24 protein-coding genes are annotated in these 24,245 nt (G+C 72.0%); 16 read left to right on the top strand and 8 right to left on the bottom strand.

The annotated features are described in order from the left end of the window. The first annotated feature begins 331 nt into the window (after positions 1-331). The 8 genes from infC to pheT all read left to right on the top strand — a co-directional run bounded on the left by infC (position 332) and on the right by pheT (position 8,056). Positions 332-961: a translation initiation factor IF-3 gene (infC, locus tag ACWC5C_RS23270; RefSeq protein ID WP_450878285.1), complete on the top strand. Its 630-nt coding sequence runs from the start codon at positions 332-334 to the stop codon at positions 959-961. Beyond that, positions 958-1,107: a hypothetical protein gene (locus ACWC5C_RS23265; protein ID WP_450878101.1), complete on the top strand. Its 150-nt coding sequence runs from the start codon at positions 958-960 to the stop codon at positions 1,105-1,107. The genes infC and ACWC5C_RS23265 overlap by 4 nt, the downstream gene beginning before the upstream one ends. A gap of 8 nt (positions 1,108-1,115) precedes the next feature. Then, positions 1,116-1,310 (top strand): 50S ribosomal protein L35, encoded by a 195-nt coding sequence (gene rpmI, locus ACWC5C_RS23260; RefSeq protein WP_385442681.1) that lies wholly within the window; start codon positions 1,116-1,118, stop codon positions 1,308-1,310. A 105-nt stretch (positions 1,311-1,415) separates the two neighbouring features. After that, entirely contained in the window at positions 1,416-1,799 is a 384-nt protein-coding gene (gene rplT / locus ACWC5C_RS23255; protein WP_385442683.1) for a 50S ribosomal protein L20, read from the top strand. Between the two features lie 406 nt (positions 1,800-2,205). Further along, positions 2,206-3,039 carry a TrmH family RNA methyltransferase gene (locus ACWC5C_RS23250; RefSeq protein ID WP_450878099.1) on the top strand — a complete coding sequence of 278 codons (834 nt, stop codon included), beginning with the start codon at positions 2,206-2,208 and terminating at the stop codon, positions 3,037-3,039. Positions 3,040-3,080: 41 nt separating this feature from the next. Beyond that, positions 3,081-4,271 (top strand): sensor histidine kinase, encoded by a 1,191-nt coding sequence (locus tag ACWC5C_RS23245; RefSeq protein ID WP_450878097.1) that lies wholly within the window; start codon positions 3,081-3,083, stop codon positions 4,269-4,271. Positions 4,272-4,424: 153 nt separating this feature from the next. Then, positions 4,425-5,546 carry a phenylalanine--tRNA ligase subunit alpha gene (pheS, locus tag ACWC5C_RS23240; protein WP_450878095.1) on the top strand — a complete coding sequence of 374 codons (1,122 nt, stop codon included), beginning with the start codon at positions 4,425-4,427 and terminating at the stop codon, positions 5,544-5,546. Then, on the top strand, positions 5,546-8,056 hold the full coding sequence (pheT, locus tag ACWC5C_RS23235; protein ID WP_450878093.1) for a phenylalanine--tRNA ligase subunit beta: 2,511 nt from the start codon (positions 5,546-5,548) through the stop codon (positions 8,054-8,056). The genes pheS and pheT overlap by 1 nt, the downstream gene beginning before the upstream one ends. An 87-nt stretch (positions 8,057-8,143) precedes the next feature. On the opposite strand, the gene ACWC5C_RS23230 is transcribed toward pheT, so the two are convergent. Together ACWC5C_RS23230 and ACWC5C_RS23225 are read right to left on the bottom strand one after the other, a co-directional pair. Continuing rightward, complete coding sequence (locus ACWC5C_RS23230; RefSeq protein ID WP_450878091.1) at positions 8,144-9,136, bottom strand: DUF6207 family protein; 993 nt, start codon at positions 9,134-9,136, stop codon at positions 8,144-8,146. Between the two features lie 8 nt (positions 9,137-9,144). Then, positions 9,145-9,957 (bottom strand): XRE family transcriptional regulator, encoded by an 813-nt coding sequence (locus ACWC5C_RS23225; protein ID WP_450878089.1) that lies wholly within the window; start codon positions 9,955-9,957, stop codon positions 9,145-9,147. Positions 9,958-10,680: 723 nt separating this feature from the next. On the opposite strand from ACWC5C_RS23225, the gene ACWC5C_RS23220 reads away from it, so the two are divergent. The 3 genes from ACWC5C_RS23220 (at position 10,681) to ACWC5C_RS23210 (ending at position 13,581) form a co-directional block, all read left to right on the top strand. Then, positions 10,681-11,595: a PP2C family protein-serine/threonine phosphatase gene (locus ACWC5C_RS23220; RefSeq protein ID WP_450878087.1), complete on the top strand. Its 915-nt coding sequence runs from the start codon at positions 10,681-10,683 to the stop codon at positions 11,593-11,595. A gap of 26 nt (positions 11,596-11,621) precedes the next feature. Beyond that, positions 11,622-12,959 carry a transcriptional regulator gene (locus ACWC5C_RS23215; RefSeq protein WP_385442697.1) on the top strand — a complete coding sequence of 446 codons (1,338 nt, stop codon included), beginning with the start codon at positions 11,622-11,624 and terminating at the stop codon, positions 12,957-12,959. A 91-nt stretch (positions 12,960-13,050) separates the two neighbouring features. Next, positions 13,051-13,581, top strand: coding sequence for an NUDIX hydrolase (locus ACWC5C_RS23210; RefSeq protein WP_385442699.1), 531 nt, complete (start codon positions 13,051-13,053; stop codon positions 13,579-13,581). Between the two features lie 50 nt (positions 13,582-13,631). On the opposite strand, the gene ACWC5C_RS23205 is transcribed toward ACWC5C_RS23210, so the two are convergent. Beyond that, the gene (locus ACWC5C_RS23205) at positions 13,632-13,889 is read right to left on the bottom strand and encodes a hypothetical protein (protein ID WP_385442702.1); all 258 of its coding nucleotides are present in this window, start codon (positions 13,887-13,889) and stop codon (positions 13,632-13,634) included. A gap of 246 nt (positions 13,890-14,135) precedes the next feature. Here ACWC5C_RS23205 and ACWC5C_RS23200 point away from each other — a divergent pair, with 246 nt between their 5' ends. Further along, positions 14,136-14,918: an MgtC/SapB family protein gene (locus tag ACWC5C_RS23200; RefSeq protein ID WP_450878084.1), complete on the top strand. Its 783-nt coding sequence runs from the start codon at positions 14,136-14,138 to the stop codon at positions 14,916-14,918. A gap of 19 nt (positions 14,919-14,937) precedes the next feature. On the opposite strand, the gene ACWC5C_RS23195 is transcribed toward ACWC5C_RS23200, so the two are convergent. Together ACWC5C_RS23195 and ACWC5C_RS23190 are read right to left on the bottom strand one after the other, a co-directional pair. Continuing rightward, complete coding sequence (locus ACWC5C_RS23195; protein WP_385447712.1) at positions 14,938-15,798, bottom strand: 3-hydroxybutyryl-CoA dehydrogenase; 861 nt, start codon at positions 15,796-15,798, stop codon at positions 14,938-14,940. Between the two features lie 142 nt (positions 15,799-15,940). Then, complete coding sequence (locus ACWC5C_RS23190; protein ID WP_450878283.1) at positions 15,941-18,217, bottom strand: xyloglucanase; 2,277 nt, start codon at positions 18,215-18,217, stop codon at positions 15,941-15,943. 257 nt (positions 18,218-18,474) lie between these two features. On the opposite strand from ACWC5C_RS23190, the gene ACWC5C_RS23185 reads away from it, so the two are divergent. Then, complete coding sequence (locus tag ACWC5C_RS23185) at positions 18,475-19,710, top strand: glycoside hydrolase family 10 protein (RefSeq protein WP_450878082.1); 1,236 nt, start codon at positions 18,475-18,477, stop codon at positions 19,708-19,710. A 24-nt stretch (positions 19,711-19,734) separates the two neighbouring features. Here the strand turns inward: ACWC5C_RS23185 and ACWC5C_RS23180 are convergent, their stop codons facing one another. Next, positions 19,735-19,941, bottom strand: a complete 207-nt coding sequence (locus ACWC5C_RS23180) for a DUF1918 domain-containing protein (RefSeq protein ID WP_450878080.1) — start codon at positions 19,939-19,941, stop codon at positions 19,735-19,737. A 114-nt stretch (positions 19,942-20,055) separates the two neighbouring features. After that, a complete protein-coding gene (locus ACWC5C_RS23175; RefSeq protein WP_450878079.1) occupies positions 20,056-21,024 on the bottom strand; it encodes a DMT family transporter in 969 nt (322 codons plus the stop codon). On the opposite strand from ACWC5C_RS23175, the gene ACWC5C_RS23170 reads away from it, so the two are divergent. From ACWC5C_RS23170 to ACWC5C_RS23160, 3 genes are all read left to right on the top strand, one after another. After that, entirely contained in the window at positions 21,023-22,468 is a 1,446-nt protein-coding gene (locus ACWC5C_RS23170) for an aminotransferase-like domain-containing protein (RefSeq protein ID WP_450878077.1), read from the top strand. The genes ACWC5C_RS23175 and ACWC5C_RS23170 overlap by 2 nt on opposite strands. Positions 22,469-22,521: 53 nt before the next feature. Beyond that, on the top strand, positions 22,522-23,103 hold the full coding sequence (locus ACWC5C_RS23165) for a histidine phosphatase family protein (RefSeq protein WP_450878075.1): 582 nt from the start codon (positions 22,522-22,524) through the stop codon (positions 23,101-23,103). Positions 23,104-23,203: 100 nt separating this feature from the next. Continuing rightward, positions 23,204-23,734, top strand: coding sequence for an allene oxide cyclase barrel-like domain-containing protein (locus ACWC5C_RS23160; RefSeq protein WP_450878281.1), 531 nt, complete (start codon positions 23,204-23,206; stop codon positions 23,732-23,734). A 6-nt stretch (positions 23,735-23,740) separates the two neighbouring features. Here ACWC5C_RS23160 and ACWC5C_RS23155 read toward each other — a convergent pair whose 3' ends face one another. Then, positions 23,741-24,229 (bottom strand): nucleoside deaminase, encoded by a 489-nt coding sequence (locus ACWC5C_RS23155; RefSeq protein WP_450878073.1) that lies wholly within the window; start codon positions 24,227-24,229, stop codon positions 23,741-23,743. Between the last annotated feature and the right edge of the window lie 16 nt (positions 24,230-24,245).

The raw sequence follows: 24,245 nt of genomic DNA, 5'->3' as shown, positions 1-24,245 counted from the left end.
TGTGACATGGACGACGAGCCCCCGGCCGCTGCCCGGCGACCGCCGGGTGAGCATCCCGCGAGGGTCCTGGTATCGTAGATAAACGACCGGCCGGTCACTCGCGTGTCCGGCCCACAAGTGGAGGCTCCGCACTCCCACCTCCCGACCTCAGGTCGGCAGGTCATCGGTCAGGCTGCGCCCCGCGGTGACATCGCGGCGGTGCTCCCGGTCAGTGAGGAGCCCCGCATGTGTACCGTCCGGGGCATTTTGTGTTTTCTCGGCTCGGTGGTCTCTATACAGACGTAACGCGGCAGTCCGCCAGGCGGTCGCGTGGTGCAACCGAGGAGGATCCATCAGCGCCGAGCCCCGCATCAACGACCGGATTCGCGTCCCCGAGGTGCGACTCGTCGGTCCCAGCGGCGAGCAGGTCGGCATTGTGCCGCTTGCCAAAGCCCTGGAGCTTGCGCAGGAGTACGACCTCGACCTCGTCGAGGTGGCGGCGAACGCTCGCCCGCCGGTCTGCAAGCTCATGGACTACGGAAAGTTCAAGTACGAGTCGGCTATGAAGGCCCGTGAAGCGCGCAAGAACCAGGCGCACACGGTCATCAAGGAGATGAAGCTCCGGCCGAAGATCGACCCGCACGACTATGACACCAAGAAGGGTCACGTCGTCCGGTTCCTCAAGCAGGGCGACAAGGTCAAGATCACGATCATGTTCCGCGGCCGTGAGCAGTCCCGGCCGGAGCTCGGCTTCCGGCTGCTGCAGCGGCTCGCCGAGGACGTCCAGGACCTGGGCTTCGTGGAGTCCAACCCCAAGCAGGACGGCCGGAACATGATCATGGTTCTCGGTCCGCACAAGAAGAAGACCGAGGCGATGGCCGAGGCCCGTGAGGCCCAGGCCGCCCGCAAGGCCGAGCGCCAGGGTGTCGGCCACGCGGAGGAGACCGCCACGGAGCCCGCCGAGGAGCCCGCCGAGGCGTGACCACGAGGCGCGAGCCTCGACCGCCCACCCGTACGGGACTCTGCCGGGTCCCGGACACCAACCGAAACACAGGACGCTTCCGTACGCCGGACCGCGGTACCCGCCGCGCCTCCGGCCGCCCGGACAGCGCCTCCGACGAGGAGTGAACGGCGACATGCCGAAGAACAAGACGCACAGCGGTGCCAGCAAGCGTTTCAAGGTCACCGGCTCCGGCAAGGTCATGCGCCAGCGCGCCGGTCGCCGCCACCTTCTCGAGCACAAGCCGTCCACGCTGACGCGTCGCCTGGCCGGTAAGACCGAGATGGCCCCCGCCGACGCCAAGAAGATCAAGAAGCTTCTCGGCAAGTGACGCACCCGCCCCGCCGAACCGGCGGGGCGCGCGTCAGGCCGACCGGGACCTATTCGTTTCCGGGCCGTGTGAGTCAACCGCGGCCCCGTACAAGGAGTTAAACAAGTGGCACGCGTCAAGCGGGCAGTCAACGCCCACAAGAAGCGCCGGGCGATCCTCGACCAGGCCAGCGGCTACCGGGGCCAGCGCTCCCGCCTGTACCGCAAGGCCAAGGAGCAGGTCACCCACTCTCTGGTCTACAACTACAACGACCGCAAGAAGCGCAAGGGCGACTTCCGGCAGCTGTGGATCCAGCGCATCAACGCCGCTGCCCGCGCCAACGGCATGACGTACAACCGCTTCATCCAGGGTCTGAAGGCCGCCAACATCGAGGTGGACCGTAAGATCCTCGCCGACCTCGCGGTCAACGACGCCAACGCGTTCGCCGCGCTGGTCGAGGCGGCGCAGAAGGCGCTGCCGAGCGACGTCAACGCCCCCAAGGCGGCCTGACCTCACGCCGACGGACCCGCAGGTGCCCTGTGCACCTGCGGGTCCGCGCGTGTAGGCGCCCCTGCCGCCTTGCGGCCGTCGTCGCCGGGCGCGGCGTCCGCCGGTGCCCCCTGGGGTTTCGTCGCCGGGTGCGGCCTCCGCCGGTGCCCCCTGGGGTTTCGTCGCCGGGTGCGGCCCGGTGGCCCGGTTGTGCCCACCCGTTCCTCCCCCAGCTACCGCTGGGAGGTGCCCCCCGGCGGAACGATTGCCCACAACCGGGGTTGCGGCGCAACGCCACCCACCGGCCCGCACCCGGCAGCGAGACCCGGGGTCCGGGGGCCTGCTCCCGGTTTCGGGAAGGGGCGGGGTGGGGGAAGAAGCCGCCCGCACCCACCACCACACCGCACGACACACGAAGGCGCACCCCATGGCGACCCCCGAGCTGACGTCCCTGCGATCGCCGCGCGTCACCGCGGCCAGACGGCTCGCCAAGCGCAGCTTCCGCGGCAAGGAGCGCCGCTTCATCGTGGAGGGCCCGCAGGCCGTCCGCGAGGCCATCGCGCACCTGGTCGAGGTGTACGCGACCCCCGAGGCGGCGGACCGCCACACCGCCATCGTGGAGGCCGCCCACGCCGCCCGCATCCCGGTCCTGACCGCCTCCGACGAGGTGATCGCGGAGATGTCCGACACGGTCACCCCCCAGGGCATCGTCGGCCTCTGCCGCTTCCTGGACTCGCCGTTCGAGGAGGTCCTGCGGGCCCGCCCCCGCCTGGTCGCCGTGCTGGCGAACGTCCGCGACCCGGGCAACGCCGGAACCGTGCTGCGGTGCGCGGACGCCGCCGGGGCGGACGCGGTCGTGTTCACGGACGCCTCCGTGGACCCGTACAACCCCAAGGCGGTGCGCGCCTCCGTGGGCTCGCTCTTCCACCTCCCGGTGGTCACCGGCGTCCCCGTGGAGCAGGCCGTCGACGGCCTCCGCACGGCCGGTGCGCGGGTGCTCGCGGCGGACGGCGCGGGGGAGCGCGATCTGGACGAGGAGCTGGACGACGAGCGGCTCGGCGCGCCCACCGCCTGGATCTTCGGCAACGAGGCCTGGGGCCTCCCGGAGGCTACCCGCGCACTCGCGGACGAGGTGGTGCGCGTTCCGATCCACGGCAGAGCCGAAAGCCTCAACCTCGCGACGGCCGCCGCCGTGTGCCTCTACGCCTCCGCTCGTGCGCAGCGCGCTCCCACAGGGTGCCGTTCCGTGACCGGGACCTAGTAGGGTTTGCCCCCACACGAGGCCCAGGAGGGGGTGTGGGGATGGACGTCAGGACCTCCGGCGCCGGGGCGGCCGCTGCCGATGCCCACGCGCCCGGACGGACGCTGCCGAGCCCCGGCGCGGAGCCCAGCACGAGGGCGCACGACCCGTACGAGGCGCTGGCCGCGCTCGGCCTGCACCCGGACGATCTGCCCGACGGCCTGGTGGTCGCCGACGAGACGGGCCACGTCACCTGCTTCAACGCGGCGGCGGCCCGCATCACCGCCATCCGCCCGGCGGACGCCATCGGCCAGCGGCTGGAGCGCGCGCTCCCGTTAGAGGACCTGGACGGCCGGCGCTGGTGGGCGCTGACCGATCCGTACGGAGGGCTGGCCACCCGCGTCGGCCAGCCCGAGCGCAATCTGCTGTTGCCCGGCGGCCACGAGGTCCTGGTCTCGGCCCGTTACGTACGTGAGCGGCCGACCGGACCCGTGCGCCGCCTCGTTGTTTCTCTGCGCGGTACCGAGGCCCGGCGGCGCACCGAGCGCAGCCACGCCGAGCTGATCGCGACCGTGGCGCATGAGCTGCGGTCCCCGCTGACTTCCGTGAAAGGTTTCACGGCCACGCTGCTGGCGAAGTGGGAGCGGTTCACCGACGACCAGAAGCGGCTGATGCTGGAGACGGTCGACTCCGACGCCAACCGCGTCACCCGCCTGATCGCCGAGCTGCTGGACATCTCCCGGATCGACTCCGGCCGCCTGGAGGTGCGCCGTCAGCCGGTGGACGCCGCGGCCGCCGTGCGCCGCCATGTGCAGGCGCTCAGCGCGGCCGGGCAGACGGCCGAGCGGTTCCTGATCAAGGTGCGGGGCCCGCTGCCCGGTCTGTGGGCCGATCCGGACAAGATCGACCAGGTGCTGGGCAACCTGCTGGAAAACGCGGTGCGCCACGGCGAGGGAACCGTCACCATCGAGGTGGCCCCCGCACCGCACCGCCCGGCGGCGGACGGCCCGATCGTGGAGAGGACCGCCATCACCGTGAGCGACGAAGGCGCCGGTATCCCGGAGGAGTCGATGAGCCGCGTGTTCACCCGCTTCTGGCGGGGCAGCAAGCGCGGCGGCACCGGCCTCGGGCTCTACATCGTCAAGGGCATCGTCGAGGCGCACGGCGGGGCGATCACCGTCGGACGGGCCGCCGGGGGCGGCGCCGAGTTCCGATTTACGTTGCCCGTGGGCACCCCGGCCTATCTGGCCTGACCGTCCCCACGGGCTTCCCGCGCAACAGCGGACACCCCGCGCCCCTTAGACTCGGGCCTTGGCACCTTTGGCGTCCCTCTGCGGTCGCTCGTGGTAGCAAGCGTCGCAGCGGTCGAGTGGGGTCGCGCAGCCAGCAACGAAACACGGGAAGAGATGTCGGCACCCAATAAGTCGTACGACCCTGTCGAGGTCGAGGCACTGAAACCGGAAGAGATCGCCCGGATGCGGGACGAGGCGCTGGACGCCATCGCCGCCGCGGGGGATCTCGAAGCGCTGCGCGAGGTGAAGGTCGCCCACACCGGCGACCGCTCGCCGCTCGCCCTCGCCAACCGCGAGATCGGCGCCCTGCCGCCGCACGCCAAGGCGGACGCGGGCAAGCGCGTCGGCCAGGCCCGTGGCCAGGTGACCCAGGCCCTGAAGGCCCGGCAGGCGCAGCTGGAGGCGGAGCGCGACGCCCGGGTGCTGGTCGAGGAGGCGGTGGACGTCACACTGCCGTACGACCGCACCCCGGCCGGGGCCCGCCACCCGATCACCACGCTCTCCGAGCGCATCGAGGACGTCTTCGTGGCCATGGGCTACGAGGTGGCCGAGGGCCCGGAGGTCGAGGCGGAGTGGTTCAACTTCGACGCGCTCAACTTTCCGCCGGACCACCCGGCCCGCGAGATGCAGGACACGTTCTTCGTCCGGGGGGCCGAGAAGGACGAGCCGTCCGGGGTGGTGCTGCGCACCCACACCTCGCCGGTGCAGATCCGGTCGATGATCGAGCGGAAGCCGCCGATCTATGTGATCTGCCCGGGCCGCACGTTCCGCACGGACGAGCTGGACGCCACCCACACCCCCGTCTTCAGCCAGGTCGAGCTGCTGGCCATCGATGAGGGCCTGACCATGGCCGACCTCAAGGGCACGCTCGACCACATGGTGCGGGCGCTGTTCGGCGAGGGCATGACCACCCGGCTGCGACCGAACTTCTTCCCGTTCACCGAGCCGTCCGCCGAGATGGACATGCGGTGCTACGTGTGCCGGGGCGAGTCCGTCGGCAACCCGGACCGCCCGTGCCGCACCTGCTCCAGCGAGGGCTGGATCGAGCTGGGCGGCTGCGGCATGGTCAACCCGCGGGTGCTCATCGCCTGCGGCGTCGACCCGGAGAAGTACAGCGGGTTCGCCTTCGGCTTCGGCATCGAGCGGATGCTGATGTTCCGGCACAACGTGGAAGACATGCGAGACATGGTCGAGGGTGACGTGCGCTTCACCCGGCCCTTCGGGATGGAGATCTGATGCGGGTCCCGCTTTCGTGGCTGCGGGAGTACGTCGACCTGCCGGCCGGTGAGACCGGCCGCGACGTGCAGGCCAAACTCGTCGCCGCCGGCCTTGAGGTCGAGACGGTCGAGCAGCTCGGCGCCGGTCTCAAGGGCCCCCTGGTGGTCGGCCAGGTGCTGGCCATCGAGGAGCTGGAGGGGTTCAAGAAGCCCATTCGCTACTGCCAGGTGGACGTGGGCCAGGCCAACGGCACGGGCGAGCAGCAGAACATCGTCTGCGGCGCCCGGAACTTCGCCGTCGGCGACAAGGTCGTCGTCGTCCTGCCCGGCGCCGAACTGCCCGGCGGTTTCGCGATCTCCGCGCGCAAGACGTACGGCAAGACCTCGCACGGCATGATCTGCTCCGGCGACGAGCTGGGCATGGGCGACGACGGCAGCGGCGGCATCATCGTGCTGCCGCCGGAGTACGAGGTCGGCACCGACGCGATCGAGCTGCTGCAGCTCGTCGACGAGGTCCTGGACATCGCGGTCACCCCCGACCGCAGCTACTGCCTGTCGATGCGCGGCATCGCCCGCGAGGCCGCCACCGCGTACGAACTGCCGCTGCGCGACCCGGCCCTGCTGGACGTGCCCGCGCCCAACAGCCACGGCTACCCGGTCAAGGTCGCCGACCCGGTCGGCTGCGACCGCTTCACCGCCCGTACGGTCACCGGGATCGACCCCGAGGCGCACTCGCCGATCTGGCTCCAGCGGCGGCTGCAGAAGGCGGGCCTGCGGCCCGTCTCGCTCACCGTCGACATCACCAACTACGTGATGCTGGAGATCGGCCAGCCGCTGCACGCCTACGACCGCTCCCGGGTGACCGGCGCGATCGGCGTGCGCCGCGCCGAGCCGGGCGAGAAGCTCACCACCCTCGACGGCACCCAGCGCGTCCTGGACGGCGAGGACCTGGTCATCACCGACGACAGCGGGCCGATCGGCCTCGCCGGTGTCATGGGCGGCGCCAACACCGAGATCGCCGACGCCACCGAGGCGGCCCGCACCACCGAGGTCGTCATCGAGTCCGCGCACTTCGCCCAGGTCTCGATCGCCCGCACCGCCCGCCGCCACAAGCTGTCCTCCGAGGCGTCCAAGCGGTTCGAGCGCGGCGTCGACCCGGAGGCCACCTCCGCGGCCGCGCAGCGCACCGTCGACCTGCTGGTGCTGCTCGCGGGCGGCACCGCCGAGGCGGGCGTCACCGAGATCCTCTCGCCCAGCGCCCCGCACACCATCACGCTGCGCGCCGACCACCCGGACCGGGTCGCGGGCGTCGCGTACGGCCGCGAGACCGTCGTCCGGCGCCTCCAGCAGATCGGCTGCGACGTCTACGGCGCGGACGACCTCACCGTCACCGTGCCCAGCTGGCGGCCCGACCTGCGCGACCCGAACGACCTCGCCGAGGAGGTCATCCGGCTGGAGGGCTACGAGAACCTGCCCGCCACCCTGCCGCAGCCGCCCTCCGGCCGTGGGCTGACCGAGCGTCAGCGGCTGCACCGCCGGGTCGGCCGGGCGCTGGCCGGGGCCGGGTACGTCGAGGCGCTGAACTACCCGTTCATCGGCGAGGAGGTGCTGAACCAGTTCGGTCTCGCCGCCGACGACCCCCGGCGCGACCTGGTCCGCCTGGTCAACCCGCTCTCCGACGCCGAGCCCGCGCTGCGCACCACCCTGCTGCCCGGGCTGCTCGCCGCGCTGCGGCGGAACGCCGGGCGCGGTGAGCACGACCTCGCGCTCTTCGAGACCGGCCTCGTCTTCCGCGCCACCGGCGACGAGCCCCCGGCCGTCCGCCTCCCCGTCGACCACCGGCCGACGGACGAGGAGATCGCCCAGCTCGACGCCGCCCTCCCGAGCCAGCCGCGCCGCGCCGCCACCGTCCTCGCGGGCGACCGGCAGCAGGCCGGTTGGTGGGGCCAGGGCACCCCGGTCAGCTGGGCCGACGCCGTCGAGGCGGGCCGTACCGTGGCCCGCGAGGCGGGCGTCGAGCTGATCGTCCGCCAGGACCAGCAGGACCCCTGGCACCCGGGCCGCTGCGCCGCGCTGCTCGCCGTCGTCGACGGCGAGGAGATCCTCGTCGGCAACGCGGGCGAGCTGCACCCGCGCGTGACCAAGGCGCTCGGCCTCCCGGAGCGCACCTGCGCGATGGAGATCGAGCTGGACCGCCTGGAGCGGGCGGGCGGCGGCGCGGTGACGTCGCCGCGTGTGTCCACGTTCCCGGTGGCCACCCAGGACGTCGCCCTCGTGGTGGACGACTCGGCCGCGGCGGCCGACGTCGAGAAGGCGCTGCGGGAGGGGGCGGGCGAACTGCTCGAATCCCTGCGCCTGTTCGACGTCTTCACCGGCGAGCAGCTCGGCGAGGGCAAGAAGTCCCTCGCGTACGCGCTCCGTTTCCGCGCGCCGGATCGCACCCTGACCGCCGATGAGATCGCGGTGGCCCGCGACGCGGCGGTGGCCGTGGCGGCGGACCGCACCGGCGCCACCCTGCGTGGCGCCTGACGCTGACGTACCGCCCAAGGGGCGTACCCCGGATTCCGGGGTGCGCCCCTTGGCGTTTCGCAGGAGCTGATCGTGCTGGCCAGCGGATCACGTTGTGGTGCTCGTGGGGGATGCGTCGAGGGTGCTGATCAGCGCGCGCCGGTCCAGGGTGTACCGCAGCCGCAGGCCAGCTTGGCCCTTCCGCCACGCGGTGAGATCAGCGATGGCGGTGTCCCAGAAGGCAGCCATGGCTTCTCTGAAGGCTGATGCGGATTCGTCGTCATCCGCTTTGAACTCCATGAGTACGTGTTCGGGTTCTTCGTCGTGGGCCTCGCCCGGCCGGTCGCCGACGTCGGAATCGAAGGGGAGGCGGTTGGGCAGGTCGGCGAGGCCTGGTTTCCCCGGGCGAGAGGACCCAGAGACGGTTGATGCCGAGCTGAGCAAGCAGCCGACGCGTGCGGCGAAGTGGGCTCCGGGCAGGGGAATTTCGCAGTCGGGATGCCGGTCGTAGCCAGCGAGGACGGCCTCGGCGACGTAGTTCATGACGGCGGTGGCCGCTTCGGTGTGGCTGCGTTCCGCGGTTGAGGTGAGGTGGCTGAGGACGCGTAGGACGGTAGGGATGCTGGTGTCGACGCCGTTGCCGTCGTCCGTCTCCTGGTTGATTTCCAGGCTTGTCTGTTCGCGCCAGAGGGCGGCCGCGTGGCGGTCGCCCAGGGCGAGGTGATGGAGGTGGAGGAGGTAGGCGGCGGCCTCGTCGCCGGCGCCGGCGGCGTACTGCCACCAGAACCGAGCGCCGTCCTCGACGTCGGCGAGGTGCAGGGCGCAGCCGAGGATCCAGGCGGCATGGGGACCGGGCAGCTGTTCGGTGATGAAGTCGGCGAGCTGGCCGGGTGCGGAATGGGTGACTACCACCTCGCAGAGGGTGCGCAGGTTCCCTGCGGCGGTGCTGTCCGCGGGACCGCGAGCACCGCACTGCTGTGATGGCCCGCCCCAGAGTGTGCAGGCGGGGTATGCGGTGTCTTCGTAGGGGACGGTGTCCTCGGGGGTCTGGGGCTCTTTCAGGAGCAGAGAGCGGGCAAGGAGATGGTCGATGGAAGCCATAGCGGTGATCACTCCGGGTTTTCGTGACGGTGATAGATGCGTTCGAGGGCCCCTCGGGCGTGGTGGTCCATGGCGTGGGCGACGGCCGGGGACAGGCCGACCACGGTGGGAATCGTGTCTTCGCTGATACCGCACAGGTAGCGCAGGACGGTGACGTCCCGCTGGTCAGCGGGCAGGCGGGCGATGGCGTCGAAGAAGTCCGCCTGCTGGTGGATCTGTCCGATACGAGCTGCCAAGTCCTCGATCTTGCTCTGCGCGAGGGTGGAGAACGCCGCCGGCCGCAGGTCGGGGTGCCCGTCGTGCTGGTGGGCGCGCAGCAGGACGCGGTGACGCAGCAGGCGCCAGGCGTGGCGGCGCGCGTTGTCGCTGGCGGTGGCCTTGTCCCAGCCGAGCCACAGGATGTCGAAGACCTCCCTGACGGTCCACCGGGCGCGCCCCTCGGTTTGGAGGAAGGCGCGGGCGTAGGCGGTGTACGGCTCGCGCATGTCATTGGTGAAGCCCTCGTAGGCCACAGGCGGCTTTTCCGGCTGAATTCGCTGAACGGGGACGGCGTGTATACGGCTCTCGATCCAAGCGGTGTCCTTGCGGGCTTCACGGGCGGCGGCCGTCCACAGCCGGCGCAGCGGCAGGACGGGGATGTCCAGGGAGCGCACCACGCTGTAGGTGATCTCCCATCCGGGGTAGTAGCCCTTGCCGCGCAGCAGCTCGGAGATGCGGGTCTTGGAGTATCCGGAGCGGCTGACGAGGTCATCAAGGGTGAGGCCGCTGGCGAAGTACCGGCTGCGGACCGATTCCAGCCACGCACGGTGAGAGTGACCCACGTCGTCCGCGATCGCATCCGGCTTGCGGCCGCGCCTACTCGGAGGCTCCCCGCCAGCGGGGTCCGGAACAAAGGAAGGGGTCATCGGGGCAGCTCCTCATCGACCGCCACCAGTACGGCCACGGTCGACACCTGCTTTTTGGACATCGCACCTTTCCCTGAACTCATGTCTGTCGGCCTGTTTCCCCGGCGGTGCTGAAGCGCCGTGGAGGAAGGGGAGGTTCAGCATGGCTGCCCAGTGCCAACCACTCAACGTGATCAAGGTGTTACGGAACAAAAGCGATGGGGCAAAAGGCAATCAGAGAGCAACCGCATTACGTCACCGCGCTCGCCCTCGGGGTCAAAAGACGTCTTCACTACCGCTTTTGACGACGGAAACGCACTTCGCCTTGCGGCGGCACCGGCAGGACGCACCATGGGCTCAGGCACCCCTTTCGGGTGTCGGACCTTCCCGTCTGGAAGGCCTCGCTGTCCCCTTGTGCTGAAGCAGGACCGGAGGGGACGGCACTGCTCCCGCCCAGCGCCCCGCGCCGGGCGGGAGTCCCTTCCGTCTCAGGACGCCATCCCTCCAGCGAGCCCGGCCCTACTGACCGGGCGCGTCCGGCGCGACCGGCAGAACGATTGCCCACAAGTTCACCTGATCGGGTGGGAATCGGAGGGGGCTGGTCCTTTTGGCAGTCGCTGTCGCGAGAATCGTTGCGGTTGGCTGGAGTGGGGGCTGCGCATGATCGGGATCGAGGTGGGCCTCGCGCTCGCGGGGTTGTGGCTGCTCTGGGCCGTCGTCTCGTACGCGTATCGCGGCCGCTGGTCGCGGCTGGTCCGGGAGCTGGAGCGGGCGCGTGAAGTGGCCGCCGCCGCGCAGGGAGCGGTGCTGCGGCCGCTGCCGTCCCGGCTGGACGGGATCGAGATGGCGGGCGGCTATCTGTCGGCCAGCCGTGGCGCCTCGGTCGGCGGCGATCTGTACGAGGTGCTGGCCACCGCGCACGGCGTCCGCGCCGTCATCGGGGACGTACGCGGCCACGGCCTCGCCGCCATCGGCACCGTCGCCGCCGTGCTCGGCAGCTTCCGCGAGGCGGCCCACGAGGAGGCCGAACTCGCCGGTGTCCTGCGGCGGCTGGACCGCGCGCTGCGCCGCCACCTCGGCGACGACCACGGCGAGGAGTTCGTGACCGTCCTGCTGCTGGAGATCGGCCCCGGCGGCGAGGTGGCCGCGCTCAACTGCGGCCACCCCTGGCCGTACCGGCTCCACGAGCAGCCCGTGGGCCCGGCGACGGCCCGGCAGACCACCCCCGGCGACGTACTGCCCCCGCTCGGCCTCTTCCCGCTCCCCGCCGAACTGCCCCTGGCACGCTGCACCGCCCTGCGCCCCGGGGACGCGCTCGTCCTGCACACCGACGGGGCCGAGGACGCGCGCGACGCCCACGGCACGTTCTTCCCGCTGCGCCACGCCCTCGGCGAGGCCGCGGGCAGCGGCCCCATCATCCCCGCGGCGGTCGTGACCGCGGTGCGGGCGGCGGTGCTGCGCCATACCGGCGGGCGGCTCGCCGACGACATCGCCCTGGTGGCGCTGCGCAACGACCGCTGCCCGCTGCCCGCGAGCTTCACACCCCGTGTGAAAGGGACTTCACTACGCTCATAGGCGCAGAGTCCACCGGGGAGGGCGACATGGAGCCCAACACACTGCTCGATTCCGTACTCGACGAGGCCGGAATCTCCCACGCCGGGCTGGCCGCGCACATCAACGAGGCGGGCCGGGCCAGGGGCATGAAGCTGCGGTACGAACACACCGCGGTGGCCCGCTGGCTGAAGGGGCAGCGGCCGCGCGGCCAAGTGCCGGACCTCATCTGCGAGGTGCTCGGTGAGCGGCTGCACCGTGCCCTCACCCTGGACGACATCGGCCTCGGCACCCCCGGCACCCCGCGCGCCCCCGCCACCTCGCTCTCCGGTTTCGTCGAGCGCGCCACCGCGCTGTGGCGCTCCGACGAACAGCAGCGCCCGCATGTCATAGGAGCCGCCGCGGTCACCGGCACGCCCGCCGTGATCCCGGTGTGGGAGTGGGAGAACCCGCCCGAGGACTCCGACGTCTCCCGCCACGGCCTCACGCGCGTGTCCATGACCGACGTCGAGATGCTGCGCGCCGCCCGCGCCCACTACGAGCAGATGTACCGCAAGGCGGGCGGCATCGCGACCAGAACCCGCGTCGTCGGCTTCCTCAACTCCGAGACCGCGCCCCTGCTGCGCGGCGCCTACGCCGACGACATGGGCCGCCAGCTGCACCGGGCGACCGGCGGACTCGTGGCCATCGCCGGGATCTGCGCGTACGACTCCAACGCCCACGGCCTCGCCCAGCGCTACTTCCACCAGGCGCTGCGGCTCGCCAAGGCCAGCGGGGACCGGGGGCTCGGCGCGTACGTGATAGCGCTGCTCGTCACCCAGTCCCTGTTCATGAAGGAGTACCGGCAGGCCGTCGCGTTCGCCGAATCGGCCCTGCGCGCCGCCGGTTCCCAGATCACCCCGGCGCTCGCCGCCGACCTGTACGCGATGCAGGCCAAGTCGTACGCACGGCTCGGCGACGGCCACAGCGCGCTGGCCTGCATCCGCCGCGCCGAGACCGCCGCCGACCGCATCAGACCCGGCCAGGAGCCGGACGAGACCGGCTATGTGCAGCCGGGCCTGGTCAACATCCAGGTCGCGGAGGCCCTGCTGAGCCTCGGCGACCTCGGCGCCGCCCGGGAACACGCCACCGCCGCGGTCGGCACCCCCGCCCACGACCGGGGGCGGGTGCACCGGCTCGCCATGCTCACCCACATCGAACTGCGCCAGGGAGACGCGGACCGGGCGGGCGCCACGGCCGTCGAGATGACCGAACGGGCCCGCGGGATGGAATCCCAGCGGTTACGCGACCGGCTCCGCGCGGTACGCGAGCACCTGGCTTCCAGTGACTGCGCCGCGACGTCCGAGGCCGCGGAACTCATCGACGGGGCCCTGCGCGTTCCGTTCTGACCGTGGCCGCCACCGCGGCCCGAATAGGGGCCGCGCCCTCGTCAGCGGGTGGCCGAGGATTGCCATCTCTCCGACGGAAGGTGGCCTACCAGTGCGATGGAAGAATCTCACGGAGCAGACCGTGTATGAGAACCGATGGTTCCGGGTCAACCTCGCTGACGTCAGACTCCCCGACGGCCGTCATCTGGACCACTATCTGATCCGGCTGCGTCCGGTGGCCGTGGCGACGGTCGTGAACGAGGCGAACGAAGTACTGCTGCTGTGGCGGCACCGTTTCATCACCGACGCCTGGGGCTGGGAACTGGCCGCGGGCGTCGTCGAGGACGGTGAGGACATCGAGGGCGCGGCGGCGCGCGAGATGGAGGAGGAGACGGGCTGGCGGCCCGGCCCGCTGCGCCATCTGCTCTCCGTAGAGCCGTCCAACGGGCTCACCGACGCCCGGCACCACATCTACTGGGCCGAGGACGCCGAGTACGTCGGCCCCCCGGAGGACGACTTCGAGTCGGACCGCCGCGAATGGGTTCCGCTCAAGCTGGTGCCCGACCTGGTCGCGCGCGGTGAGGTGCCCGCGGCGAACATGGCGGCTGCCCTGCTGCTGCTCCACCACATCCGCCTGGGCTGAACCCCACCGCGCGGGCCACGGCGGGCGTCGGGGCGCTCGTACGAACGCGACTAGCGCCCCGCCGCCTGCCACACCGTCAGCGCCAGCGCGGATACCCCCGTCAGAGCGGCGATGGAGGGCAGCGGCCAGCGTCCGTGCTCCAAGGTGCGGACGCGCCCGCCCAGTTGGTTCAGCTCCTCCTCCGACTGCTCTCCGCGGTGGTCGTGCAGGATGAGCCGGCCGTCGACGCGGGCGAAGCCCACTTCGACGCTCCGGCGGAGTTCCGCGAGCTCCACGGCTAACGCGGTCTGCTCGGGCTCGGTGGTCACGGGTTTGCTCCCCTTCCGGATGTACGTCCGTGCTGCACTGTTCACGCTCCGAGTCAATCGCATCACCAAGGGGTGCGGGAGCGTGTGTGGGGATTGTGTGTGAGTCACCGGCGCACACCCCGTGCGAACAGCGCCGCGCACCCGGCGGCGACAGCTTCCTGTGCCGTGCCGCGGCCAGAGTGGCGCGACGGCCCCCGGGTAGCTCTGGGGGAGGAGAGGGGCCGGGCAACCGAGGGAAGTGGTCGCATGATCGCCGCTCCGATGTGGGACTTCGCCGACCAGGGAGCACGGCAGTTCGCCGCGCTCGGTCTGGCACTGCTCCTGTCCACCCTGATCGGCCTGGAGCGGGCCGTGCTGCAGAAGAGCGCCGGGCTGCGCACCCACACCCTGGTGGGCGTGGGCAGCGCGCTGTTCATGCAGGTGTCCCAGTACGGCTTCGGCGATGTGCTCTCGCGCGAACACGTCGACCTGGACCCCTCGCGGGTGGCCGCGCAGATGGTCTCGGGCATCGGCTTCATCGGCGGCGGCCTGATCTTCGTCCGGCGGGACGCCGTCCGTGGTCTGACCACCGCCGCGACCATCTGGCTGACCTGCGCGGTCGGCATGGCCTGCGGCGGCGGCCTGCCCCTGCTGGCCACCGCCGCCACCGCGGTCCACTTCCTGGTGGCGCGCGGCTATCCGCTGGTCACCCGCCATATGCCGGGGATCCTGTCGGCCGAGCAGCGGGAGCTGCAGCTGTCCTACCGGGTCGGCGGCGGACTGCTGCCCCGCGTCCTGGAGTTGTGCACGGCCGCCGGTTTCCGGGTGCTGCGGGTACGGGTGAACCGGGCGCCCTGGAAGGGCCTGGACCGGCTGACCCGCAGCGTCCGCGCGGAAGGGGAGGAGGCCGGACCGGGCGAAACGGACATCGTCGAGGTGCTGATCACCCTTGAGGGCCGAGGCGACGTCCTGCGCCTGGTAGGCCAGATCACCGAACTACGTGGCGTGCTCACCGCCGACGCGGGCGCGGAGCTGGACACCGCGGAGTGAGCCCCTACGCGTTGAGCACTTACGCGTACTCGTAGAAGCCCGAGCCCGTCTTACGCCCCAGCCGACCCGCGTCGACCATGCGCAGCAGCAGCGGGGGAGCGGCGTACAGCGGCTCCTTATATTCGCTGTACATCGAGTCGGCGATCGCCGCGATGGTGTCCAGGCCGATCAGGTCGGACAGCTTGAGCGGGCCCATGGGGTGGGCGCAGCCCATCTCCATGCCGTTGTCGATGTCCTCGCGGTTCGCGACACCGGACGCGAACATCCGGATCGCGGACAGCAGATACGGGATCAGCAGCGCGTTGACGACGAAACCGGCCCGGTCCAGGGCGTGGATCGCGTGCTTGCCGAGCACCCCCTCGACCAGCGCCTCGGCCCGCTTGATGGTCTCCTCGCCGGTGGTGAGCGCCGGGATCAGCTCGACCAGCGACTGCACCGGGGCCGGGTTGAAGAAGTGGATGCCGATGACCTGGTCCGGGCGGGAGGTCGCGACGGCCAGCTTGACCAGCGGGATGGACGAGGTGTTCGAGGCGAGGATCGCGTCCGGGCGGGTCACCACCTGGTCCAGGACCTGGAAGATCTGCGTCTTGATCTGCTCGCTCTCCACGACGGCCTCGATGACCAGATCGCGGTCGGCGAACTCCCCGAGGTCGGTGGTGAAGCTCAGCCGCTCCAGCGTCGCGTCCCGCTCCTCCTCGGTCATCTTGCCGCGCTCGACGGCCTTGTCGAGGGAGGTGGTCAGGCGGGTGCGGCCGATCTCCAGGGCCTCGCCGGTGGTCTCGGCGACCATGACCTCCAGGCCGGACCGCGCACACACCTCCGCGATGCCCGCACCCATCTGGCCGCAGCCCACTACTCCGACGCGTTCGATGTCGGTCACATCGTGCCTTTCGCTGAGCTAGCTGTCTGTGTGATCCCCCTGTCGACCCAGACGTTACCTGTCGGTTGGAAACGGCGGACGGGCCGGGGCCGCATTGCCGCCGCCCCGGCCCGCCCGTGTTCACGGTGCGCCGACGACGCCGTTACGAGACGTCTCCGCGCAGGATGCCGCGGCCGTTCGTACCGACGTAGACCCGGCCGTAGACCCGGGGGTCGCCGGTGATGGTGGCGCCGGTCCAGCCCCACTGGTGGGCGTCGTCGTTAACGCGGGTCCAGGTCTTGCCGGTGTCGGTGGAGCGGAAGATGCCGCGTACTCCGCCGATCTTGGCGCTGGTGTAGAGCGTCTGGTACGAGGCGCCGGGGGCGGCCTTGCCGAAGCCGATGGTGTCGGCCTGCTGGACGCCCGGGAGCTTGGTGAAGGTGGCGCCGGAGTCCGTGGAGTGCCACAGCCCGTACGCGCCGGTCGCGGTGCCGCCCGCGAGCCAGATGTCGCCCTCCGTGCCCGGTACGGCCTTGAAGCGCACGCTCTCGGCGGGCAGCCCGGACGACGCCTTGGCGGCGAAGGTGGCGCCGCCGTCGGTGCTCACGTAGAAGGTGCCGGACTTGTAGCCGTAGAACTTCTTGGGGTTCTTGCGGTCGGACTCGACCACAGCCCCGGCCGGGATGCCGCTGGAGGCCGTCCAGGAGTTGCCGAAGCCGGTGGTGCGGTAGACGGCCGAGGCGCCGTCGGGGCTCCAGACGAAGCCGCTGCCGTCCGCCGCCGAGGCCACCGTGCCGCCGCCGGTGACGCCGGGCGGTTCGGTGCCCTGGAACCAGTTGGCGCCGTTGTCGGTGGAGAAGGCGATGCGCGGGGCGGTGTCGTTGTTGCCGACCCGCACGACGGTGTTCGGGCTGGTCTCGGCGTAGTCCAGGCTGGTGGCCGTGGTGAACGACGGCGAGGTGTAGATCTTTGACGGCACCGCGTCGAGGTCGGTGTGGCGGAAGCCGCCGAGGTCGCCGAGCGCGCTCAGCAGCGGGGCGCCGGACGGCGGGCTGACCAGGTCGTTGACGGCCGTCTCCTCCAGACCCTTCACCATCGGCGTGATCTTCGCCTGGCCGCCGGAGTCCCACGCGGACAGGTTCTCGGTGCCGTAGATGGTCGCGCCGGTCCCGTACATCATCCGGTTGGAGTCGAACGGGTCGATCTCCAGTGCCTCGGTCATCCAGCCCAGCTTCGGGGTGACCTCGGGCGGGGCCGGGTTGGTGCCGAAGGTCAGCCAGGGGACCGAGGAGATGTCCTGGGTATAGCGGAAGGAGCGGTTCGGGTAGCTGGTGAAGTCCCAGGCCCGGGTCCAGGTGGCGCCGGAGTCGGTGGAGCGGAAGATCTGGGTGTCCGGCCACCAGGAGCTGTAGCCCGTCACCATGAGGGTGCCGGGCTTCTGCCGGTCCACGGTGAGCCCGCTGTAGCCGAAGGTGGTGTCGGCGTCCGCCGTGGGGCTGATGTTCTTCCACTCGCCGGTCGCGGTGGCGTACCGCCACACCTGGCCCTTGCCGCCGTCGTACGGGCCGCCCTTGTCGCTCGTGGTGAGGTAGAGGTAGCCGTTCTTCGCGTCGAGGACGCCCTTGTGGGAGAGGTAGCCGGTGGGCTGCCCGGCGATACGGGACCAGGTGGCGCCCGCGTCGGTCGAGCGGTAGACCGTGTTGTCCTTGTCGGCCACGCCCACGTAGATGGTCTTCGTGGCGCTGCCGGACGAGCCGGTGCGCTCGTCGAACGTCACCCACACCACGCCCTGGTTGTCGCTCGCGTAGCCGCTGCTGTCGTTCGGGTTCTCGACGTAGTTGCCGGGGTTCGGGAAGGCGGTCACCTTCGACCAGCTGACCCCGGAGTCGGTGGAGCGCCACAGGCCGTTGCCGCTGGGCGCGCCGAGGTACAGCACGCTGTTCCGGTTGGGGTCGACCGCCAGCCGCTCGCCCATGCCACGGCCCGGCATGTTGCCGCCGAGCTTGAAGGGGAGCGCGGTGGACTGCCAGGTGGCGCCCCGGTCGGAGGAGCGCAGGATCGCGCCGTTGCCCGGGTCCCAGCTGTTGGTGTACGTACCGGCCGCCACGTACACCTTCTCCGGCGCGACCGGGTCGCTGGCCAGGCTGACCACGCCGGTCCAGCCCCAGCGGTCCCAGCCCACCGAGTCCAGCAGCGGCACCCACCGCTTGCCGGACTGGTCCCAGCGGTACGCGCCGCCGATGTCGGTGCGGGCGTAGGCGAGGTTCTTCTCCTTGCGGTTGAAGACGATGCCGGGGACGAAACCGCCGCCGTCGATGCGGACGTTCTTCCAGCTGTAGGCGAGACGTTTCGCCGGTGGGGTGGGGGAGTCGTCGGGGCGGGCCGCTGCGGGGGCGGCGGCCGCGGTCAGTAATCCGCCGACGAGCGCCAGCGCGGTCATGAGCGCGCCGAGCGGTGTTCTCCTGCCTCTGCTGCTGCCTCTGCTGCGCACGGGAACTTCCTCTCCGGGCGTGGGGGTGTGGGGTGTGCGGGAGGTGCGGTGAGGGTGTTGGGAGCGCTCCCATGCGTGCGTGCTTTCGATGCTAACGGCCGGATGGCCCTGCGAGAAGAGTGAAGTCAGGGGGTACCCATTGCCGCCCGCCCCCAAGGCGCCCATCATCGGCGGGAGTTGTGGTGTGGCGCGAGCGAGGAGTGAGCATGGGTCGGATCACGGGCATCACACGGCGAAGTCTGACGGCCGCGGCCGCCGGGGCGCTGGCCACGGCCGCCTGGCCGGGCGAGGCGGCGGCCGAGGAGCAGGGGAGCCGCAGACAGTTCCGGGGCATGTGGCTGGCCTCGGTCGCCAACCGCGACTGGCCCGCGCGCCCCGGACTCCCCGCCGCCGAACAGCGGGCCTCGCTGCTCGCCTTCCTCGACACCGCCGTCGAGCGTCGGCTCAACGCGGTCGTCTTCCAGGTCCGGCCCACCGCCGACGCGCTGTGGCCGTCCCCGTACGAGCCCTGGTCGGAGTGGCTGACCGGGGTGCAGGGCCAGCACCCGGGCTGGGACCCGCTGGGCACGGCGGTGCGCGAGGCGCACCGGCGCGGTCTGGAGCTGCACGCCTGGTTCAACCCGTACCGCGTCGCGAACCACGCCGACCCCACCCGGCTGCTCCCCACCCATCCGGCCCGGGTGCACCCCGAGTGGGTCGTGCCGTACGGGGGCAAGCTCTACTACAACCCCGGGCTGCCCGAGGTCCGCCGCTTCGTCCAGGACGCGATGCTGCACGCGGTCGCGCGCTACGACATCGACGCCGTCCACTGGGACGACTACTTCTACCCCTATCCGGTGGCGGGCCAGGTCTTCGACGACGACGCGGCGTACGCGGCCCACGGCGCTGGCTTCCCCGACCGGGCCGCGTGGCGGCGGAACAACATCGATCTGCTGGTGCGCGAGACCGCCGCCCGCGTCAAGCGGCTGAAGCCGCGCGTGCGGTTCGGCGTCAGCCCCTTCGCGGTGTGGCGCAACCGCGCCACCGACCCGCTGGGCTCGGACACCCGGGCCGGAGTGCAGACGTACGACGATCTGTACGCGGACACCCGGCGCTGGGTGCGGGAGGGCTGGATCGATTACGTCGTCCCGCAGGTCTACTGGAACATCGGCTTCGCCGCCGCCGACTACGCCAAGCTCGTGCCCTGGTGGGCGGAGGTGGCGCGGGGGACCGGTGTCCAGCTCTACATCGGCGAGGCGCTGTACAAGGCGGGCGATCCGGCGCAGCCCGCGCCCTGGCAGGACCCGGCGGAGCTGTCCCGCCACCTCACGCTCTGCGCGGACTATCCGCAGGTGCGGGGGAACGTGTACTTCTCGGCGAAGGAAGTGGCCGCCGACCGCAACGGCGCGATGGCGCGCGTGGTCGCCGACCACTATCCGTGCCGGGTACGTCCGCCCCGCTGAGCCTGAGCCTGCGCTCGGACCGCGTTAGCGCGGCCGCTGTCCGGCGGGCAGGTGACGTACGACGGAGTCGGGGCCCGGGGAGAACAGGCATTCGTGACCGTCGTCCTCGTAACGGACGCGGTACGGCGGTTCCCCGTGGTTCCCGAGCACTTCGATGATCTCTGCGGTCCGGTCGTGAACTCCGACAACCCTGCCGTGCACCAGCAGCTTGTCGCCTACGGTCGCCTCCATCTGCGTGACCTCCTGTAGTGGCTACCCGGAGGGCAAATGCGATCCCTGTGGCCAGTCTATGGCCGGTGCACCCGGATCGCGCCCGCCGGGTTCGCCCCGGTTCGCTCCCGTTGTTCACCCCCGCTGCGTCACCCCGATGCACACCAGCACCGCGACGGCGGCGATCGGCGCGGCCGGGCCGATGTGTTCGCCGAGCAGCAGCACCGACCACACCAGGGTCAGCAGCGGCTGGGCCAGCTGCAGCTGGCTGGCCCGGGTCACGCCGATGGCGGCCATGCCCCGGTACCAGACCACGAGCCCCACGAACTGCGAGCCGACCGCCAGCCACAGCAGCCCGGCGACGGCGTGGCCGCCGAGCTGCACCGGCTCGGCGTACAGCGCGATCGCCGCGCCCGGAACCGCCACCGGTACGCAGGCCACCAGCGCCCAGCCGATCACCTGCCAGCCCGGCATGGAGCGGGCCAGCCGCCCGCCCTCGGCGTAGCCCGCCGCGCACACCAGCAGCGCGCCGAACAGATACAGATCGCCGGTGGTCAGCGCGCCGCCGCTCTGCTGCACCGCGAAGCCGATCACCACGGCGGCCCCGGCCAGCGCCGCCGCCCAGAAGCGGCGCGAGGGCCGCGCCCCGGTGCGTACGGCGGAGAACACGGCCGTGGTGAGCGGCAGCAGCCCGACGACCACGGCGGCGTGCGAGGTGGTGGAGGTCTGCAGCGCGAGGGTGGTCAGCAGGGGAAACCCGACCACCACCCCGGCCGCGACCACCAGCAGTCCGGGCCAGTGGCGCCGCTCCGGCGGTGCTGTCCGCCGCGCCACCAGCGCGCTCCCGGCCACCAGCGCGGCGAGCACCACCCGGCAGGTGGTCACCGACCAGGGGCCGAGCCCTTCCAGCGCCCAGGCGGTGCCGGGGAAGGTGAGGGAGAAGGCGACCACGCCGAGGGCGGCCAGCAGCGTGCCGCTCCGGGCGGTGCCTTGGGAATCGGCCGCGATGGTGGCGGTGGCGGGGGCGGTGGGGCCCGGTTCGGGGGCGGCGGCACCGCTCACCGCTATCGTGCCGTCGTCAGTAGCGCTATCCTGTGCTCTCATGCAAGAGCGTAGCAGTGTCGCTGAGCTGGTCGAATCCCTCCGCCGGGATCTGAACCGCTACTCTCCAGGTGAGAAGCTGCCGTCCAGCCGTACCCTCGTCGAACGCCACCGGGTGAGCCCGGTCACCGTCTCCCGCGCCCTGGCCGCGCTCGCCGCCGAGGGGCTGGTCGTCACCCGGCCCGGCGCCGGTGCCTTCCGGGCCGCGCCGCGCGTCGAGGCGCCACGGGCCGGGGACACCTCCTGGCAGGAGGTCGCGCTGAGCGTCGAGACGCCGGGCGAATCCGTCCCGCGCTCGGTCGACGCCTCGGGCGTGCTGGCCACCCTCGCCGCCCCGCCGCCCGGGATCCTGGAGCTGAACGCCGGGTATCTCCACCCCTCGCTCCAGCCCGAGCGCGCCATGGCCGCCGCCCTGGCCCGCGCCGGACGGCGGCCCGGCGCCTGGGGCCGCCCGCCCATGGAGGGCCTTCCCGAGCTGCGCGCCTGGTTCGCCCATGAGATCGGCGGGCGCGGCGGCGCGGTCGCCGCCGCCGATGTGCTGGTCACGGCGGGCGGCCAGTCCGCGCTGACCTGCGCGCTGCGCGCCCTCGCCCCGCCCGGCGCGCCCGTCCTGGTCGAATCGCCCACGTACCCCGGCATGCTCGCCGCCGCCCGCGCCTCCGGGCTGCGACCGGTCCCCGTCCCGGTCGACGCGGACGGCATCCGCACCGATCTGCTCGCCGAGGCGCTGCGGGCGGGCGGCGCCCGTGTCGTCGTCTGCCAGCCGCTGTTCCAGAACCCGACCGGCACGGTGCTCTCCGCCGAACGGCGCCGCGAGGTGATCCGGATCGCGCGCGAGGCGGGCGCGTTCGTGATCGAGGACGACTTCGCGCGCCACCTCGTCCACGAGGGCGCGCCCCCGCTGCCCGAAGCCCTTGCCGCGGACGACCCCGATGGAGTCGTGGTCCACGTCCGCTCCCTCACCAAGATCACCTCGCCCAGCCTCCGGGTGGGCGCCCTCGCCGCCCGTGGCCCGGCGCTGGAGCGGCTGCGCGCGATCCAGGTCGTGGACAGCTTCTTCGTCCCGCGCCCGCTGCAGGAAACCGCGCTGGAACTGGTCGGCGCGCCGTCCTGGCCGCGCCATCTGCGGACCGTCGCGTCCGAGCTGCGCACCCGGCGCGAGGCGCTGGTCACGGCGGTGCGGCGGGAGCTTCCCGAACTGCCCGCACCGCATGTGCCGCCCGGCGGCTACCACCTGTGGCTGCGTCTGCCGCACGGCACCGACGAGGGCGCGCTCGCCTCCGCCGCGCTGCGCGCCGGGGTCGCGGTGGCCCCCGGCCGCCCGTACTTCAGCGCGGAGCCGCCCGCGCCGCACCTCCGGCTGAGCTTCGCGTCGGTGGCGGGCACGGGCGAACTCGCCGAAGGCGTACGGCGGTTGCGTGCCGCGTGCGACGAGGCGCTGGGGTAACACCTTCCGCCGAGGGCCCTCCCCGGGGACCCGCTGAACCGTACGATGCGCGAATGACGTTTCGGCTGACGCTGGTCGCCGCAGGCGCGACCTCCTCGCCGCTCGGGGAACGCTTCGGCGACGACCGACCGCTGGATCCGGCGGGCCGCCGCGCCGCCGAGCGCGCCGCGCCCGTCCTCCTGCCGCTGGCCGCCGCCGAGCTGCGCTACTGCTCACCGTCACCGCGCAGCCGCGAGACCGGCCTCGCGCTCGGCTTCACCCCGCTCGTCCAACTCGCCCTGCGCGACTGGGACATGGGCCGCTGGGTCGGCCGTACCCTCGCCGATGTGATGGCGCGCGAGCCGCGCGCGGCCGACGTATGGCTCGCCGACCCCCGCGCGGCGCCGCACGGCGGCGAATCGCTGCTGGCGTTCATCACCCGGGTCGGCGGCTGGCTGGACACCCGGCCGGTCGAGGAGCACGTCAAGATGCTCGCGGTGGCCGACCCCGGGGTGATACGCGCCGCCCTGATGTACGCCATCAAGGCGCCGCCGCACTGCTACTGGAACATCGACGTGATCCCGCTCTCCACCGTCACCCTCACCGGCCGCGCCGGGCAGTGGCGCCTGCGGGTGGACAGCGAGGCGCCGGGCTGAGCGGGCGGCATTCACTCGGATGATCTTGTGGAGTCGCCGCGTTGCGCGCGCCCCGCAACGCTGATGCCGGAGCCCCTACGACCTGATGGGAACCGTCATCATGCGCCTCCTCCGGCATCTCGGCCTGAGCGCCGCCACCGTCGTGACCACTGCCCTCCTGTGCGCCGCCCCCGCGGCGGCCGCCGTCCCGGTGCCCCTCTGGGGCTGGGGCAGTGGCCATCCGCCGTACCCGATCGGGCGCGAGCGAGTCTTCGACCTGGTCGCGCACCAGACGCAGTTCAGCTTCGTCGACGTGGGCCCGCCCGGGCCCAGCCAGGGGGACGAGTTCGTCATCAGTGGGGACCTCCTCCAGGGCAGTGCCGTGGTGGGCCACTACGGCGAGGTCTGCACGCTCACCCGAGTCGGTCCCGTCGTCGACTCGTTCGACCAGCAGTGCGTGGGCACGCTCACCCTTCCTGACGGGGACATCACCATTCAGGGGCTGATCTCCGTCACCGCGGCCGGACCCGAGGCCGACATCAACCTCGCGATCACCGGCGGCACCGGGCGCTACCGGACGGCGCACGGATTCGTCCACGCCGTCCCGGTCGACGCCACGGACACCTCCTTCACCGTGCACCTCATCCTCTGACCGAACTCACGCCGCTCCGTGAAAGCGGTGGTGCAGCGTACGGACCTGCTCGGCGAGGGCGGGGTACGGGCCCTCCACCACCGCACCCGGCACCACCTCCCGGATCGGCAGGGTCCGCACCGGCGGCGCGGGTACGCCGAGTTCGGTGAGCCAGGCCGACAACTGCTCCGACGAGCTGGCGTACACGATGCGGCCGAGCCCGACCCAGCCGTGCGCGGCCGCGCACATCGGGCAGTGCTCGCCCGAGGTGTAGACGGTGGCCGCGGCCCGCTCCTCGGGGGTCAGCCGCGCCGCCGCCCAGCGGGCCAGCGCCAACTCCGGGTGGCGGGTGTGGTCGCCGCCCGCGACCCGGTTGTGGTCCTCGGCCAGGACGGTCCCGTCGGCCGCGACGAGCAGCGAGCCGAACGGCTCGTCGCCCACCTCCAGCGCCTCGGTCGCCAGTTCCACGCAGCGGCGCAGATGCCGCAGGTCGTCGTCGGTCGTGTGGTCCGCCACGATGCCTCCCCGCCCG

The sequence above is a fragment of the Streptomyces sp. NPDC001700 genome, assembly GCF_053596435.1.
Note: the sequence above shows the minus strand (reverse complement) of the source record. Positions and strands in the feature narration are given on the sequence as shown.

Excerpts from the sequence above, each read along its gene's own strand:
- rpmI (WP_385442681.1), top strand. The coding sequence starts at position 1,116 with ATGCCGAAGAACAAGACGCACAGCGGTGCCAGCAAGCGTTTCAAGGTC.
- ACWC5C_RS23250 (WP_450878099.1), top strand. The coding sequence starts at position 2,206 with ATGGCGACCCCCGAGCTGACGTCCCTGCGATCGCCGCGCGTCACCGCG.
- ACWC5C_RS23245 (WP_450878097.1), top strand. The coding sequence starts at position 3,081 with ATGGACGTCAGGACCTCCGGCGCCGGGGCGGCCGCTGCCGATGCCCAC.
- pheS (WP_450878095.1), top strand. The coding sequence starts at position 4,425 with ATGTCGGCACCCAATAAGTCGTACGACCCTGTCGAGGTCGAGGCACTG.
- pheT (WP_450878093.1), top strand. The coding sequence starts at position 5,546 with ATGCGGGTCCCGCTTTCGTGGCTGCGGGAGTACGTCGACCTGCCGGCC.
- ACWC5C_RS23230 (WP_450878091.1), bottom strand. The coding sequence starts at position 9,136 with ATGGCTTCCATCGACCATCTCCTTGCCCGCTCTCTGCTCCTGAAAGAG.
- ACWC5C_RS23220 (WP_450878087.1), top strand. The coding sequence starts at position 10,681 with ATGATCGGGATCGAGGTGGGCCTCGCGCTCGCGGGGTTGTGGCTGCTC.
- ACWC5C_RS23215 (WP_385442697.1), top strand. The coding sequence starts at position 11,622 with ATGGAGCCCAACACACTGCTCGATTCCGTACTCGACGAGGCCGGAATC.
- ACWC5C_RS23200 (WP_450878084.1), top strand. The coding sequence starts at position 14,136 with ATGATCGCCGCTCCGATGTGGGACTTCGCCGACCAGGGAGCACGGCAG.
- ACWC5C_RS23190 (WP_450878283.1), bottom strand. The coding sequence starts at position 18,217 with ATGACCGCGCTGGCGCTCGTCGGCGGATTACTGACCGCGGCCGCCGCC.
- ACWC5C_RS23185 (WP_450878082.1), top strand. The coding sequence starts at position 18,475 with ATGGGTCGGATCACGGGCATCACACGGCGAAGTCTGACGGCCGCGGCC.
- ACWC5C_RS23180 (WP_450878080.1), bottom strand. The coding sequence starts at position 19,941 with ATGGAGGCGACCGTAGGCGACAAGCTGCTGGTGCACGGCAGGGTTGTC.
- ACWC5C_RS23170 (WP_450878077.1), top strand. The coding sequence starts at position 21,023 with ATGCAAGAGCGTAGCAGTGTCGCTGAGCTGGTCGAATCCCTCCGCCGG.
- ACWC5C_RS23175 (WP_450878079.1), bottom strand. The coding sequence starts at position 21,024 with ATGAGAGCACAGGATAGCGCTACTGACGACGGCACGATAGCGGTGAGC.
- ACWC5C_RS23165 (WP_450878075.1), top strand. The coding sequence starts at position 22,522 with ATGACGTTTCGGCTGACGCTGGTCGCCGCAGGCGCGACCTCCTCGCCG.
- ACWC5C_RS23160 (WP_450878281.1), top strand. The coding sequence starts at position 23,204 with ATGCGCCTCCTCCGGCATCTCGGCCTGAGCGCCGCCACCGTCGTGACC.